The following is a 15,777-nucleotide window of genomic DNA, read 5'->3' as shown; positions in this document are numbered from 1 at the left end:
GCTGACCGGCGGTGCCGGGCCCTTCCGTCGCCACCCGCCGAGAGGCCGGGCCCCCGCTACGCCGGTAGCGCCGGAAGGACGGTCTCCGTGAAGAGTCGGAGGCTTCGCCAGCCTTCATCGACCGGCATGCCGCCGGCCAGTGGGTGCAGTACCAGGTTGTCCAGCCCCGCCGTCACGCACTCCTCGGGGGTGAGGATGCGGTACACGCCCTCCGCGCGGAGTTCCGGCACCGTCGTCGCCGTCGAGCGCACGGCCGAGCGGATGTCGCCGGACTGCCAGGAGGCGTAGGTCCGGGCCTCGTGCAGGAAGTGTTCGCCGTACCGGGCCCACGCCCGGTCCGGGTCCTCGGCGATGTGCAGCAGCGGGGTCTCGGCGGTCGGCATCATGGTCCAGCCCTCGGTGCCGTACTCGGTGAGCCGCTCCTTGTAGTAGGCCTCCAGCTCCGGCAGATGCGCGCTCGGGAAGAACGGCAGGCCGAGGCGGGCGGCGCGGCGGGCGGCGGCGCGGGAGGAGCCGCCGACCAGGAGAAGGGGGTGCGGGTCGGTGAGGGGGCGGGGCGTGACCCGCACCGTACGGCCCCGGTACTCGAACTCCTCGCCGGTCCAGGCCTTGAGCAGCGTCTCCAGGAGTTCGTCCTGCAGCTTCCCCCGCCGCTTCCACTCCACGTCGAACAGGGCGTACTCCTCGGGCCGGTAGCCGATCCCGGCCACCGTCACCAGCCGCCCCCCGCTGAGCAGGTCGAGGACCGCGATGTCCTCCGCGAGCCGCAGCGGGTCGTGCAGCGGGCCGATCACCGCCGACACGGTCACCGCGATGGTCCGGGTCGCCCCGAACACCGCGCCCGCGAAGGCGAACGGCGACGGCAGCCAGTTGTTCTCGACCCCGTGGTGCTCCTCGGTCTGGACGGTGGTGACGCCGTGCTCGTCGGCGTACGCGGCCATGTCGAGGGCCGCTCGGTAACGGGCACCCAGGGACGCCCGGTCGGCGCCGGGCTCGACGAGGTTGAAGCGGACGACCGAGACGGGCATGGGAGTTCCCCTTCACCTTGGCCGGGCTGGTGTGCGGGGACAGTAGCTGACGGTGCGTCAGACAGCCAGAGGCGTGGGGTTCCTGGGCGCCGCCGGTACCACCGCCGGCTTCGGCAGCACCGCGTACAGCAGACCCGAGACGACGATCGTCGCCACCCAGCCGAGGCCGTACCGGCCGACGGGGTTGCCGGTGGCGAACGGCCCGGTGAACCAGTCGGACCTGGTGAAGAGCAGCCCCGCCGCCAGGCCGAGCGCCCAGGCTGTCACGGCGGCGGGGGAGAAGCCCGCCCGGTACCAGTAGGCGCCGGCCGGGGTCGTGTCGAGGAGGGCCGTGGCGTCGTACTCCCGACGGCGGAGCATGTCGATCCCGAACACGCCCACCCATGCCGAGAACGCCACCGCCAGCAGCGACAGGAACGCGATGAAGGAGCCCAGGAACGAGGTCGCCGCCAGCATCAGGACACCACCGAGGACCAGCGAGATGACCGCGTTGACGGAGACCGCCCAGGGGCGGGGGATCCGGAAGCCGAGGGTCTGGGCGGTGAAGCCCGCCGAGTACATCGACATCGCGTTGATCAGCACCATCCCGACCAGGGTGATGAGGAGGTAGGGCACGGCGAGCCAGAGCGGGAGGGCCGCGCCCAGGAAGGCGACCGGGTCGGCCGCCCTGGCCAGGTCCGGCATGCCCGACGCCGTCACCGCGCCCATCAGGACCATGGGGAGTACGACGATCCCCGCGCCGCCGACCGTGTTGCGTACGATCGCCGCCGAGGACGCCGTACCCGGCAGATAGCGCGTGAAGTCCGGGGCCGCCGGTGCCCAGCTCATTCCGCCCGCCGCGATCAGCCCGGCCCCGGTGACCATCGCGGCCGCGGAACCGGCCTCCTGCCCGAACACCCCGCTCCAGTCCGTCCTCATGACCAGCCGGCCGAGGACCAGCACGGAGAAGGCGCCGAACAGCCAGGTCGCCCAGCGGTTGCAGCGCCGTACCGCCCTGATGCCCATGCCCGAGATGGCGAACGTGGCGATCACGAAGAGCAGCAGCGCGACGACGACCAGGGCGGTGTTGCGCCGGACGCCGAACAGGATGTCCAGGACCGTCAGCAGTGCGTAGGCGCCGGTCACCGCGTTGATCGTCTCCCAGCCCCAGCGCGCCACCCAGATCAGCGCGCCGGGCAGCAGGTTCCCGCGCTGGCCGAAGACCGCGCGGGACAGCGCCATGCCCGGCGCGCCACCGCGCTTGCCCGCGATGCCGACCAGTCCGACCAGGCCGTACGACACGATCGGCGCGGCGGTGCCCACGACCAGGATCTGCCAGAAGTTCAGCCCGAAGGAGACCGCCAGGCCCGCGCCCATGGTCACCAGCAGGACGGTGATGTTGGCGGCGATCCAGGTGGGGAGCAGGCCGCGGGTCGTCGCGGTGCGCTCGGCGTCCGGGACCGGTTCGATGCCCCGGGTTTCGAGGCCGTGGTGCTCCAGGGACTCTTCGAGATGTTCGAGCGGGCCGTCGTGGTGGGCGGTGGTGCTCATGGTCAATCATCGTACGTTAGTCCGACTAATCCGCTCAAAAGGGACGATCGGTATCGGAGAATCATCCGGAAACTCCTACGCGAGGGAACAAAGTCGGCCGCGAGGGAGGGATGGATACTGGACGGGTTATGGAAACCGTCATCCTTGCTGTAGTCATCGCCGTGGTCGTGCTCGGCGCGCTCGGCGGGCTAATCGTCGGCAGCCGGCGCAAGAAGTCGCTGCCCCCGCCGCCCCCCGCCGCGCCCGACATCACCGCGCCACCGGCCGAGCCGCACGTCGGCGACGAGGCCGAGACGCCGCGCGACGAAGCGCGCCGGACGATAGAGGAGGTCGACCTTCCCGACGGCTCGGCTCCCGTCGTCGTGGAAGAGCCCGCCGCCCCCGAGATCGAGATCCCCGAGCCCACGGCCGGCCGCCTGGTCCGGCTGCGCGCCCGGCTCTCCCGCTCCCAGAACGCGCTCGGCAAGGGGCTGCTCACGCTGCTCTCGCGCGAGCACCTCGACGAGGAGACCTGGGAGGAGATCGAGGACACCCTGCTCACCGCCGACGTCGGTGTGCAGCCCACCACCGAACTGGTCGACCGGTTGCGTGAGCGCGTCAAGGTGCTCGGCACCCGCACCCCCGACGAGCTGCGCGGCCTGCTGCGCGAGGAACTCCTCAAGCTGGTCGGCACCGACGCCGACCGCACGGTGAAGACCGAGCCCGAGGACCGCAAGCCCGGCATCGTGATGGTCGTCGGCGTCAACGGCACCGGCAAGACCACCACCACCGGCAAGCTCGCGCGCGTGCTCGTCGCCGACGGCCGTACGGTCGTCCTCGGCGCCGCCGACACCTTCCGGGCCGCCGCCGCCGACCAGCTCCAGACCTGGGGCGAGCGGGTCGGCGCCTACACCGTGCGCGGCCCCGAGGCCGGTGACCCCGCCTCCGTCGCCTTCGACGCGGTGAAGGAGGGCAAGGAGATGGGGGTCGACGTCGTCCTCATCGACACCGCGGGGCGGCTGCACACGAAGACCGGGCTCATGGACGAGCTCGGCAAGGTCAAGCGGGTCGTCGAGAAGCACGCCCCGCTGGACGAGGTGCTGCTCGTGCTCGACGCCACCACCGGGCAGAACGGCCTGGTGCAGGCCCGGGTCTTCGCCGAGGTCGTGGACATCACCGGGATCGTGCTCACCAAGCTGGACGGCACCGCCAAGGGCGGCATCGTGATCGCGGTCCAGCGCGAACTGGGCGTCCCGGTCAAGCTCATCGGCCTCGGTGAGGGCGCGGACGACCTGGCGCCGTTCGAGCCGGAAGCGTTCGTGGATGCCCTTATCGGTGACTGACCCGAGGGGGATGCGGATACCCCCCGACCGCGTGAGAGGCGCCCGGCCCCCAGGATGCAGTGGTGGGGGACGGGCGCTTCGGCGTACGGGCCCGCGGGGCTACGCCCGCGACCGGTGTGCCACGTAGGCCAGCGTCCCCAGCAGCAGCCTCGCGGCGGGCGGCCGGGTCGCCGAGTCCAGGGCCGGCGGGCGCAGCCAGCGCGCCGGACCCAGGCCGCCCCGGTCCGACGGCGGAGCCGTGATGTGGCTGCCCGGGCCGAGGCCCCCCAGGTCCAGGGAGGTGGGGTCGTCCCAGCCCATGCGGTAGAGCAGCGCGGGCAGTTCGGCGGCGGCGCCGGGGGCGACGAAGAACTGGGTGCGGCCCTGCGGGGTGGCGGTGACCGGGCCGAGCGGCAGGCCCATGCGCTCCAGGCGGACCAGGGCGCGGCGCCCGGCGGGCTCGGCGACCTCGATCACGTCGAACGCGCGGCCGACCGGCAGCATCACGGCCGCGCCGGGAAACTCGGCCCAGGCCTTGGCGACCTCGTCCAGCGTGGCCCCGGCGGACACCTGGGACGCGAAGTCCAGCGGGTGCGCTCCCGGCGCGGGACAGTCGCCGTGCCCGCAGGAACAGACGCCGGCCGCGGCCCGGGCACCCGGTACGACGTCCCAGCCCCACAGGCCGGTGAACTCGGCGACGGCGGTGCAGTCCGATGAACGACCGCGCCGGCGTGTGCCGGAGCGGATCTCGCGAATGCCGCCGATCGTGAAGCCCATGCCCCCTCCAACGGGTCCGGCGCGCCGGTGGTTACGACACGGAACGAGACGGAAACGGAACGTGACGCTACGGCTCCGCCTTCCCCTCCGCCCGCAAGGTCAAGACAGCGCCCTGAGGCGCCCTGGGTGGTGCACCTGGGGACACGCGCCCCTGGGTGCATCGTTCCGCCTACTCCCGGCCGTCCTATGTCAAGTGAATCGCGCCAAGGGCATCGTGAGTTCATTCGAAGGGGTGGCGAATGGTGGCGTTTCCGGGATCGCCATGGCTGGAGCAGTGATCGTAGGATTACTTTGAGTGCACGAGGCCTGGGGGCACATGCTCTCGTGGGTATGCCGGAGGCAACTCGGCATCCCGTTCGAAGGGTGAGAACTACCGGACGGGCAGCCGTATTTACCGGCATTCTGATAGGGCTTGGCGCATCCGGCATCAAGTGGTCTCAGGGATGGGGGCGTTCCAGTGGGCGGCAACGGCGGAAGCGGGGCGACCGCGACCAGTACCGACAAGCGCCCCAATGAGCTGCTCAACTCGTGGTTCGTGCGCAGCGGCTGGTCCAAGGGCGAGCTGGCACGGCAAGTGAACCGCAGGGCACGCCAGTTGGGCGCGAACCACATCTCGACGGACACGTCCAGGGTGCGTCGCTGGCTCGACGGGGAGAATCCGCGCGAGCCGATCCCCAGGATCCTCTCCGAGCTGTTCTCCGAGCGGTTCGGCTGCGTCGTCTCGGTCGAGGACCTCGGTCTGCGGGCCGCCCGCCAGTCACCCTCCGCGACCGGCGTCGACCTGCCCTGGACGGGCCCGCAGACGGTGGCCCTGCTCAGCGAGTTCTCGCGCAGCGACCTCATGCTGGCGCGGCGCGGCTTCCTCGGAACCTCGCTGGTCCTGTCGGCGGGCCCGTCCCTCATCGAGCCGATGCAGCGCTGGCTGGTGCCCTCGCCCGGCTCCCCGCAGTCGGCCCCCGAGTCGCCGGCCGACGCCCGCCGTCCGGGCCGCCTCTCCAAGCCCGAGCTGGAACTCCTGGAGTCCACCACGGTGATGTTCCGCCAGTGGGACGCCCAGTGCGGCGGCGGGCTGCGCCGCAAGGCGGTCGTCGGCCAGCTGCACGAGGTCACCGACCTCCTCCAGGAACCCCAGCCCGAGGCCACCGAGCGCAAGCTCTTCAAGGTCGCCGCCGAACTGGCCGAACTGGCCGGCTGGATGTCGTACGACGTCGGGCTCCAGCCCACCGCCCAGAAGTACTTCGTGCTCGCGCTGCACGCGGCCAAGGAGGCCGGTGACAAGCCGCTGGGCTCGTACGTCCTCTCCAGCATGAGCCGCCAGATGATCCACCTCGGCCGGCCCGACGACGCCCTGGAGCTGATCCACCTCGCCCAGTACGGCAGCCGGGACTGCGCGAGCCCGCGCACCCAGTCGATGCTGTATGCGATGGAGGCCCGCGCCTACGCCAACATGGGCCAGCCCGGCAAGTGCAAGCGCGCGGTCCGGATGGCCGAGGACACCTTCGCCGAGGCCGACGAGTGGGACGAGCCGGATCCCGACTGGATCCGCTTCTTCTCCGAGGCCGAGCTGTACGGCGAGAACAGCCACTCCTTCCGGGACCTCGCCTATGTCGCCGGCCGCAGCCCCACCTACGCCTCGCTCGCCGAGCCGCTGATGCAGAAGGCCGTGGAGCTGTTCGCCAAGGACGCCGAGCACCAGCGGTCGTACGCGCTCAACCTCATCGGCATGGCCACCGTGCACCTGCTGCGCGGCGAGCCGGAGCAGAGCACGGTTCTGGCCTCCGAGGCCATGGGCATCGCCAAGAAGGTCCGCTCCGAGCGCGTCAACACTCGTATTCGAAAGACCGTCGACTCGGCCGTCCGGGACCACGGTGACCTCGCGGCCGTCGTCGACCTCACCGAGCAGCTCGCCGTCGACCTCCCGGAGACCGCCGAGGCGGTCTGAAGCCCGGCAATCCCAAGACCCCGGCCGCGGCCGGCCCTCCGGAACTGCCCGACTCGGCTCCCCCACGCCAGGTCATCGGAAGGCCGACCGCGGCCGGTTCCTTTCCTCCGAGGGAAGGTTGCGCCACGATAACGATCCCGCAGCGGGACATCTCGCAATTCATCTACCCGTAACACGCCAGGCGCCTTCGTCACTCCGGCGAAACAACGAGGGGCAACGACCGAAACCGCGCTGCGCCAATCTCATGGCGCATAACCGGCCCACCCCCCGCTTGACCGGACCGCTCACGCTCCGACCCGCACGGGGCCGTACAACCGACGAGGAGACGCCGATGGCATCAGCCGCCATCACGCTTGCCGCGGAGGCACCCAAGCTGTCCTCCGCGAACACGGGCTTCATGCTCATCTGCTCCGCCCTGGTGCTGCTCATGACGCCGGGACTCGCCTTCTTCTACGGCGGCATGGTCCGCGTCAAGAGCACCCTGAACATGCTGATGATGAGCTTCATCAGCATCGGGATCGTCACCATCCTGTGGGTGCTCTACGGCTTCTCGCTGGCCTTCGGCTCCAGCAACGGCTTCATCGGCTTCAACTCCGACTGGCTGGGCCTGAGCAACATCGGCCTCACGGAGCTCTGGGACGGCTACACGATCCCGATCTTCGTCTTCATGGTCTTCCAGATGATGTTCGCGGTCATCACGCCGGCCCTGATAAGCGGCGCCATCGCGGACCGCGTCAAGTTCTCGGCCTGGGCGCTCTTCGTCGCCCTGTGGCTCACGGTCGTGTACGTCCCGGTCGCCCACTGGGTCTGGGGCGCCGACGGCTGGGCCTACAAGCTCGGCGTGATCGACTTCGCCGGTGGTACCGCGGTCCACATCAACGCCGGTGCCGGCGCCCTCGGCGTCATCCTGGTCATCGGCAAGCGCGTCGGCTTCAAGAAGGACCCGATGCGCCCGCACAGCCTCCCGCTGGTCATGCTCGGCGCCGGTCTGCTGTGGTTCGGCTGGTTCGGCTTCAACGCCGGTTCCTGGCTCGGCAACGACGACGGCGTCGGCGCGCTGATGTTCGTCAACACGCAGGTCGCCACCGCCGCCGCCATGCTCGCCTGGCTCGCCTACGAGAAGATCCGGCACGGCGCGTTCACCACCCTGGGCGCCGCCTCCGGCGCGGTCGCCGGTCTGGTCGCCATCACCCCGTCCGGTGGTGCGGTCTCCCCGCTCGGCGCGATCGCCGTCGGCGCCATCGCCGGTGTCGCCTGCGCCGCGGCCGTCGGACTGAAGTTCAAGTTCGGCTACGACGACTCCCTGGACGTCGTCGGCGTCCACATGGTCGGCGGCATCATCGGCTCCCTGCTCATCGGCTTCTTCGCCACCGGCAAGGGCCAGTCCACCGCGACCGGCGTCTTCTACGGCGACCACTCCTTCACCCAGCTGTGGAAGCAGTTCGCCGGTGTCGGCGCGGTCCTCGCCTACTCCCTGGTCGCCTCGGCGGTCCTCGCCTTCCTCCTCGACAAGACCATCGGTATGCGGGTCAGCGAGGACGAGGAGGTCTCCGGCATCGACCAGGCCGAGCACGCCGAGACTGCATACGACTTCAGCGGCGCGGGCGGCGGTGTCGTCAGCACCGTCTCCGGAGGGTCGCTGGCCGGCACGAGCAAGAAGGTGGACGCATGAAGCTCATCACCGCCGTCGTGAAGCCCCACCGGCTCGACGAGATCAAGGAGGCCCTGCAGGCCTTCGGCGTCCAGGGCCTCACGGTCACCGAGGCCAGCGGCTACGGTCGGCAGCGCGGCCACACCGAGGTCTACCGTGGTGCCGAGTACACGGTCGACCTGGTGCCCAAGATCCGCATCGAGGTGCTGGCCGACGACGCCGACGCCGAGCAGCTGATCGACGTCGTCGTCAAGGCCGCCCGCACCGGCAAGATCGGTGACGGCAAGGTCTGGTCGGTCCCGGTCGAGACCGCCGTACGGGTCCGCACGGGCGAGCGCGGCCCGGACGCGCTGTAGAACAGAACCATCTGCATACAGGCAGGAGTCGCTGGGTGACGGGTACGGAAGTTCGGAACGACGCGGAGAACACGGGACCCAGCGGCTACGCGGCGGCCCGGCTGCGCCTCCTCACCGAGGGGGCGCGGTCCGGGCCGCCGCGCCGTACCGCCCTCGCCGAGCTGACCGACGAGTGGCTGACCGGCCTGTTCGCGGCGGCCACCGAGGGCATCAGAGGCGGTGTCTCCCTGGTCGCCGTCGGCGGCTACGGCCGCAGCGAGCTCTCCCCGCGCAGCGACCTCGACCTCCTGCTGCTGCACGACGGCGGCGACTCCGGCGCGGTCGCCGCGGTCGCCGACCGGCTCTGGTACCCCGTCTGGGACCTGGGCCTGGCCCTCGACCACTCCGTGCGCACCCCCGCCGAGGCCCGCAGGACCGCGGGCGAGGACCTCAAGGTCCAGCTCGGCCTGCTCGACGCCCGGCACATCGCCGGCGACCTCGGCCTCACCTCGGGACTGCGCACCGCGATCCTCGCCGACTGGCGCAACCAGGCGCCGAAACGTCTCCCCGAACTCCAGGAGCTGTGCGCCGAGCGCGCCGAACGCCAGGGCGAGCTGCAGTACCTCCTGGAACCCGACCTCAAGGAGGCCCGCGGCGGCCTCCGCGACGCCACCGCGCTGCGCGCCGTCGCCGCCTCCTGGCTGGCCGACGCCCCGCGCGAGGGCCTCGCCGACGCCCGCCGCCTCCTCCTCGACGTCCGCGACGCCCTGCACCTCACCACCGGCCGGGCCACCGACCGCCTGGCCCTCCAGGAGCAGGACCAGGTCGCCGCCGAACTGGACCTCCTCGACGCCGACACCCTGCTGCGCCAGGTCTACGAGTCCGCGCGCGTCATCTCGTACGCCAGCGATGTCACCTGGCGTGAAGTGGGGCGGGTGCTGCGCTCGCGCGCCGTCCGCCCGCGGCTGCGCGCCATGCTGGGCGGCGGCAAGCCGGTCCCCGAGCGCTCCCCGCTCGCCGAGGGCGTGGTGGAGCAGGACGGCGAGGTGGTGCTCGCCCGCGCCGCCCGCCCCGAACGCGACCCCGTGCTCCCGTTGCGCGCCGCGGCCGCCGCCGCCCAGGCCGGCCTCCCGCTCTCCCTGCACGCCGTACGGCGTATGGCCACCACCGCGCGCCCCCTGTCCACGCCCTGGCCGGCCGAGGCCCGCGAGCAGCTGGTCACCCTGCTCGGCTCCGGCCGCCCCACCGTGGACGTCTGGGAGGCGCTGGAGGCCGAGGGCCTGATCACCCGCCTGCTCCCGGACTGGGAGCGGGTGCGCTGCCGGCCGCAGCGCAACGCCGTGCACATCTGGACCGTCGACCGGCACCTGATCGAGACCGCCGTCCGCGCCTCCGAGTTCACCCGCCGCGTGCACCGCCCCGACCTCCTCCTGGTCGCCGCCCTGCTGCACGACATCGGCAAGGGCTGGCCCGGCGACCACTCGGTGGCCGGCGAGATCATCGCCAAGGACGTGGCCGCCCGGATCGGCTTCGACCGCGCGGACGTGGCGGTCCTGTCGACGCTCGTACGCCACCACCTCCTGCTCATCGAGACCGCCACCCGGCGCGACCTGGAGGACCCGGCCACGGTCCGGCTGGTCGCCGAGGCGGTCGGCACCCAGGGCACCCTGGAGCTGCTGCACGCCCTCACCGAGGCCGACGCGCTGGCCACCGGACCGGCGGCCTGGTCCTCCTGGCGCGGCTCCCTCGTCGCCGACCTGGTGAAGCGGGTCTCGGCGGTCCTCGCCGGCGACGACACCACCGACGCACCCGAGCCGGGCGCCCCCACGGCCGAGCAGGAGCGGCTGGCCATCGAGGCCTTCCGCACCGGTGGCCCGGTCCTCGCCCTGCGCGCCCAGACCGAGCCGACGGCGACCGAGGACGAGCCCTCCGGCGATCCCGAGCCGCTCGGCGTGGAACTGCTCATCGCCGTACCGGACCAGCCGGGCGTCCTGCCCGCCGTCTCCGGTGTGCTGGCCATGCACCGGCTCACCGTCCGCACCGCCGAGCTGCGCGCCCTGGAACTGCCGAACGACGTCGACGACGGCACGGTGCTGCTGCTCGACTGGCGGGTCGCGGCCGAGTACGGCTCCCTGCCGCAGGCCGCCCGGCTCCGCGCCGACCTGGTGCGGGCCCTGGACGGCACGCTCGACATCGCCGGCCGCCTCGCCGAACGGGACGCGGCCTACCCGAGGCGCCGGGGCTGGGTGGCCCCGCCGCCGCGCGTGACGGTGGCCTCCGCGGCCTCCCGGCACGCCACGGTGTTCGAGGTACGCGCCCAGGACGCCCCCGGCCTGCTCTTCCGCATCGGGCGGGCGCTGGAGGACGCGGAGGTACGGGTGCGCAGCGCCCATGTCAGCACGCTGGGCGCCAACGCCGTCGACGCCTTCTACGTGACCGGCACCGACCACGCGCCGCTGCCCGCGGAGGAGGCGGCCTCCGTGGCCCGCAAACTGGAGGAGACTCTGCGGGGCTGATCGCACGGTCGCGCACGGTGGGGACTACTTCCTTGCGCGGCCGGATACCCTGGAAGACGCTCACCGCCCCCGACTCCGAGGACCGACGCCGCCGTGTTCGACACTCTCTCCGATCGCCTTTCAGCGACCTTCAAGAATCTGCGCGGCAAAGGGCGTCTGAGCGAAGCCGACATCGACGCCACGGCCCGGGACATCCGCATCGCGCTCCTCGAAGCCGACGTGGCCCTCCCGGTCGTCCGCACGTTCATCAAGAACGTCAAGGAACGGGCCCTCGGCTCCGAGGTCTCCAAGGCGCTGAACCCGGCCCAGCAGGTCCTGAAGATCGTCAACGACGAGCTCGTCACGATCCTCGGCGGCGAGACCCGGCGGCTCCGCTTCGCCAAGCAGCCGCCCACCGTGATCATGCTGGCCGGTCTCCAGGGTGCCGGTAAGACCACCCTCGCGGGCAAGCTCGCCCACTGGCTCAAGGAGCAGGGCCACTCCCCGCTGCTCGTCGCCGCCGACCTCCAGCGCCCCAACGCCGTCAACCAGCTCAGCGTGGTCGCCGAGCGCGCCGGTGCCGCGGTCTACGCGCCCGAGCCGGGCAACGGCGTCGGCGACCCGGTCAAGGTCGCCAAGGACTCCATCGAGTTCGCGAAGGCCAAGGTCCACGACATCGTGATCGTGGACACCGCCGGCCGGCTCGGTATCGACCAGGAGCTGATGCAGCAGGCGGCCGACATCCGGGACGCCGTCTCGCCCGACGAGATCCTCTTCGTCGTCGACGCCATGATCGGCCAGGACGCCGTCACGACCGCCGAGGCCTTCCGCGACGGCGTCGGCTTCGACGGCGTGGTCCTCTCCAAGCTCGACGGTGACGCCCGCGGTGGTGCCGCGCTCTCCATCCGCCAGGTCACCGGCAAGCCGATCATGTTCGCGTCGAACGGCGAGAAGCTCGACGACTTCGACGCGTTCCACCCGGACCGGATGGCCTCCCGCATCCTCGACATGGGTGACCTGCTCACCCTGATCGAGCAGGCGGAGAAGACGTTCAGCCAGGAAGAGGCCCAGAAGATGGCCTCCAAGCTGGCGTCCAAGAAGGGCCAGGACTTCACCCTGGACGACTTCCTGGCCCAGATGGAACAGGTCAGGAAGATGGGCTCCATCTCGAAGCTCCTCGGGATGCTGCCGGGCATGGGCCAGATCAAGGACCAGATCAACAACCTGGACGAGCGGGACGTCGACCGCACCGCCGCGATCATCAAGTCGATGACCCCGGGCGAGCGCCAGGACCCGACGATCATCAACGGCTCCCGCCGCGCCCGTATCGCCAAGGGCTCCGGTGTCGAGGTCAGCGCGGTCAAGGGGCTCGTCGAGCGGTTCTTCGAGGCCCGCAAGATGATGTCCCGCATGGCGCAGGGCGGCGGCATGCCGGGCATGCCGGGGATGCCGGGCATGGGTGGCGGCCCCGGCCGCACCAAGAAGCAGCCGAAGCAGGCCAAGGGCAAGCAGCGCTCCGGCAACCCGATGAAGCGCAAGCAGCAGGAGCTGGAGGAGGCCCAGCGCCGCGAGGCCGCGGCCCAGGGCGGCGCCTTCGGCCTGCCGCAGCAGGGCGCCCAGGACTTCGAGCTGCCCGACGAGTTCAAGAAGTTCATGGGCTGAGTTCACCGGTGCGGGTGCCAGGGGTTGGTCCGTGTCGTACGGTCCGCATATGACCAACCCCGCGCCGCCGCGCAAGTCACCCGACCAGCCCTGGCGTACCGAGGGGGCTCCCGAGGAGCCCCCGAAGCCGCCGAACGGCGGGCGTCGGATGCACGGCGGCTGGTGGCGGCTCATCGTCACGGCACTGGTCGTGTACCTGCTGGCCAACCTGGTGCTGTCCTACTTCGACGAGGCGAACGAGCCCACCGTCTCGTACACCGAGTTCAGCAAGCAGGTGGACGCGGGCAACGTCGAGAAGATCTACGCCAAGGGCGACTCGATCCAGGGGCAGCTCAAGAAGAAGCAGAAGAACCCCGAGGGCGGCGGCGACTACACCAAGTTCAACACCGAGCGCCCCTCGTTCGCCGGGGACGACCTCTGGACCAGCCTGACCAAGCACAACGTGACGGTCACCGCCGAGCCCGTCGTCCAGCACCGCAGCTTTCTCGCCAATCTGCTGATCTCACTGGCGCCGATCATCATCCTGGTCGCGGTGTGGGTCTTCATCGCCCGCCGGATGAGCGCCGGGCTCGGCGGCGCGGGCGGCATGCTGGGCCGCAAGGCGCCGCCCAAGCCGGTCGAACTGGAGCCCGGACAGCAGCGGACCACCTTCGAGGACGTGGCCGGCATCGACGAGGTCGAGGGCGAGCTCAACGACGTCGTCGACTTCCTGAAGAACCCCGACGCCTACCGGAAGATGGGCGCCAAGATGCCGCGCGGTGTGCTGCTCGCCGGCCCGCCCGGCACCGGCAAGACGCTGCTCGCGCGGGCCGTCGCCGGCGAGGCGGGGGTGCCGTTCTTCTCGGCGTCCGCCTCCGAGTTCATCGAGATGATCGTCGGCGTCGGCGCCTCCCGCGTGCGGGAGCTGTTCGCCGAGGCCCGCAAGGTCGCCCCCTCCATCATCTTCATCGACGAGATCGACACCATCGGCCGGGCCCGCGGCGGCGGCGCCTCCATGGGCGGGCACGACGAGCGCGAGCAGACCCTCAACCAGATCCTCACCGAGATGGACGGCTTCTCCGGCTCCGAGGGCGTCATCGTCATCGCGGCCACCAACCGCGCCGACATCCTCGACCCGGCGCTCACCCGGCCCGGCCGCTTCGACCGGGTCGTCCAGGTCTCGCCCCCCGACCGCACAGGGCGGGAGGCCATCCTCCAGATCCACACCCGTCAGATCCCGCTCGCCGAGGGCGTCGACCTCGCCCAGGTCGCCCGCACCACCCCCGGCATGACCGGCGCCGAACTGGCCAACCTCGCCAACGAGGCCGCCCTCCTCGCCGTCAAGCGCAAGCAGGACAAGGTCACGCAGTCCGACCTCTCGGAGGCCCTGGAGAAGGTCCAGCTCGGTGCCGAACGGCCCCTGGTCATGCCCGAGGAGGAGCGGCGCAGGACCGCCTACCACGAGAGCGGGCACGCCCTGCTCGGCATGCTGCAGCCCGGCGCCGACCCGGTCCGCAAGATCACCATCGTGCCGCGCGGCCGCGCCCTCGGCGTCACACTCTCCACGCCGGACGCCGACAAGTACGCGTACACCGAGGAGTACCTGCGCGGCCGGATCATCGGCGCCCTCGGCGGCATGGCCGCCGAACAGGTCGTCTACGGCGTGATCACCACCGGCTCGGAGAGCGACCTGGAGCAGGTCACCGGCATCGCCCGCGGCATGGTCTCCCGCTGGGGCATGAGCGAGGAGGTCGGCCGCCTCTCCGCCCTCCCCAGCGACGCCCAGCAGGCCTACGGCCTCGCCGCCGCCCCCCAGACCCTCGACGCCATCGACACCGAGATGCGCCGCATCGTCGACGAGTGCTACGAGGAGGCCCGCCGCAAACTCCGCGACCACCGCGGCCAGCTGGACGCCCTCGCCCAGGCCCTCCTGGAGAACGAGACCCTGGAGGAGGCGGACGCCTACCGCATCGCGGGCATCACCCGCCTGACCAAGGACCTGGACGAGGCCTGAGCGCCCCGTAGGGGCGCGGGGAACTGCGCGACCAGCCACGACGGCGCCGCAGACGAACGACGGCGGCACCCCCCTCAAGGAGGCGGCCCCCTCAGCGGAGCGTCAGCGCACGCGTGCGACCAGGTACCGGAACACGTTCGCCATCCACACCGTGCCGTCCGGCCGCTGGTGCGGGTGCAGCGCCTCCGCCAGCTCCTTGCCGACCTGCTCCTGGTCGGTCGCCGCGATCGCCGCGTCGAACAGCCCCGTCGACAGCAGCCCCCGTACCGCACTGTCCGCGTCGGCGTACCCGAACGGGCAGGAGACCCGCCCCGAACCGTCGATCCGCAGCCCCGCCCGCTCGGCGACCTCCTCCAGATCGTCCCGGCGGGCCGGACGCCACCTGTTCGTACTGCGCAAAGGATCGGCCAATTTCGCGGCCACCCGCAGCACGGACGAGGTCGCACAGCGCTCCGGCGGGCCCCAGCCGACCAGCACCACGGCCGCCCCGTGCCGCGCCAGCGGCGTCGCCTCGGCGAGCAGGCCGGCGAGCCCTTCGGAGTCACCGGCCAGGCAGCCGATCGGGTCGAAGGCGGTGATCAGGTCGTACGCCGGTGTCCGCGCGCCCGCCAGGTCCCCGGGCGTGCCCTCGACGATCCGGGCGGCACCGCGCGAGCGGGCGCCCGGGGCCGGGTCGGGCAGCAGGCGCTCACGGGCGAGGGCGAGGCGTTCGGGGGAGGAGTCGACACCGGTGACCGCGGCCCCTCTGGTCGCCGCCATCAGCAGGGCGAGACCGGATCCGCAGCGCAGGCCGAGCAGCCGGGTGGCGGGGCCCACTTCGAGTCGCTCGTGGACGGTCTCGTAGAGCGGGACCAGCATCCGCTCCTGGATCTCGGACCAGTCACGCGCGCGTGCCCACAGGTTCACGCGGGGGGTCGAGTCCGCGTGAGACCGGTGCTGCCGCACGAGCGTAGGTGTCATAGGTAAGCGCCCCAATCCGCCGAGAGTTACGCACTGACCGATTCCGTGGCCCCCGTGCCGTGCGCTCGCACTTCCCACCTATGCCACATAACTCCGGGCTCGC

At 71.6% G+C, this 15,777-nt stretch carries 11 protein-coding genes; 7 read left to right on the top strand and 4 right to left on the bottom strand.

Features of this window, described 5'->3' with window-relative positions:
* Window positions 1-56 precede the first annotated feature (56 nt).
* Both ACGFZS_RS30830 and ACGFZS_RS30825 read right to left on the bottom strand, forming a co-directional pair.
* On the bottom strand, window positions 57-1,028 hold the full coding sequence (locus ACGFZS_RS30830; protein ID WP_393797824.1) for an LLM class flavin-dependent oxidoreductase: 972 nt from the start codon (window positions 1,026-1,028) through the stop codon (window positions 57-59).
* A 57-nt stretch (window positions 1,029-1,085) separates the two neighbouring features.
* Window positions 1,086-2,558 (bottom strand): cytosine permease, encoded by a 1,473-nt coding sequence (locus tag ACGFZS_RS30825; protein WP_393797823.1) that lies wholly within the window; start codon window positions 2,556-2,558, stop codon window positions 1,086-1,088.
* A gap of 128 nt (window positions 2,559-2,686) precedes the next feature.
* Between ACGFZS_RS30825 and ftsY the strand changes: the two genes are divergently transcribed.
* Complete coding sequence (ftsY, locus tag ACGFZS_RS30820) at window positions 2,687-3,880, top strand: signal recognition particle-docking protein FtsY (protein ID WP_365691137.1); 1,194 nt, start codon at window positions 2,687-2,689, stop codon at window positions 3,878-3,880.
* Between the two features lie 99 nt (window positions 3,881-3,979).
* Here ftsY and ACGFZS_RS30815 read toward each other — a convergent pair whose 3' ends face one another.
* Window positions 3,980-4,636 (bottom strand): bifunctional DNA primase/polymerase, encoded by a 657-nt coding sequence (locus ACGFZS_RS30815; protein WP_393661351.1) that lies wholly within the window; start codon window positions 4,634-4,636, stop codon window positions 3,980-3,982.
* Between the two features lie 457 nt (window positions 4,637-5,093).
* Here ACGFZS_RS30815 and ACGFZS_RS30810 point away from each other — a divergent pair, with 457 nt between their 5' ends.
* From ACGFZS_RS30810 to ftsH, 6 genes are all read left to right on the top strand, one after another.
* Complete coding sequence (locus tag ACGFZS_RS30810) at window positions 5,094-6,578, top strand: hypothetical protein (RefSeq protein ID WP_393797822.1); 1,485 nt, start codon at window positions 5,094-5,096, stop codon at window positions 6,576-6,578.
* A 331-nt stretch (window positions 6,579-6,909) separates the two neighbouring features.
* On the top strand, window positions 6,910-8,250 hold the full coding sequence (locus ACGFZS_RS30805; RefSeq protein ID WP_359215888.1) for an ammonium transporter: 1,341 nt from the start codon (window positions 6,910-6,912) through the stop codon (window positions 8,248-8,250).
* A complete protein-coding gene (locus ACGFZS_RS30800; RefSeq protein WP_355726789.1) occupies window positions 8,247-8,585 on the top strand; it encodes a P-II family nitrogen regulator in 339 nt (112 codons plus the stop codon). Before ACGFZS_RS30805 ends, ACGFZS_RS30800 begins: the two co-directional genes overlap by 4 nt.
* Before the next feature lie 35 nt (window positions 8,586-8,620).
* Window positions 8,621-11,080, top strand: coding sequence for a [protein-PII] uridylyltransferase (locus ACGFZS_RS30795; RefSeq protein ID WP_393797821.1), 2,460 nt, complete (start codon window positions 8,621-8,623; stop codon window positions 11,078-11,080).
* Window positions 11,081-11,173: 93 nt separating this feature from the next.
* Entirely contained in the window at window positions 11,174-12,721 is a 1,548-nt protein-coding gene (gene ffh, locus ACGFZS_RS30790) for a signal recognition particle protein (protein WP_355726792.1), read from the top strand.
* A 49-nt stretch (window positions 12,722-12,770) separates the two neighbouring features.
* On the top strand, window positions 12,771-14,714 hold the full coding sequence (gene ftsH / locus ACGFZS_RS30785) for an ATP-dependent zinc metalloprotease FtsH (protein ID WP_393797820.1): 1,944 nt from the start codon (window positions 12,771-12,773) through the stop codon (window positions 14,712-14,714).
* Window positions 14,715-14,816: 102 nt separating this feature from the next.
* Here ftsH and ACGFZS_RS30780 read toward each other — a convergent pair whose 3' ends face one another.
* Complete coding sequence (locus tag ACGFZS_RS30780) at window positions 14,817-15,674, bottom strand: class I SAM-dependent methyltransferase (protein WP_393797819.1); 858 nt, start codon at window positions 15,672-15,674, stop codon at window positions 14,817-14,819.
* Window positions 15,675-15,777: the final 103 nt, after the last annotated feature.

This window comes from Streptomyces sp. NPDC048288 (assembly GCF_043201555.1).
In the GTDB taxonomy this organism is placed as follows: domain Bacteria; phylum Actinomycetota; class Actinomycetes; order Streptomycetales; family Streptomycetaceae; genus Streptomyces.
This window is presented reverse-complemented; position numbering and strand designations above follow the sequence as displayed.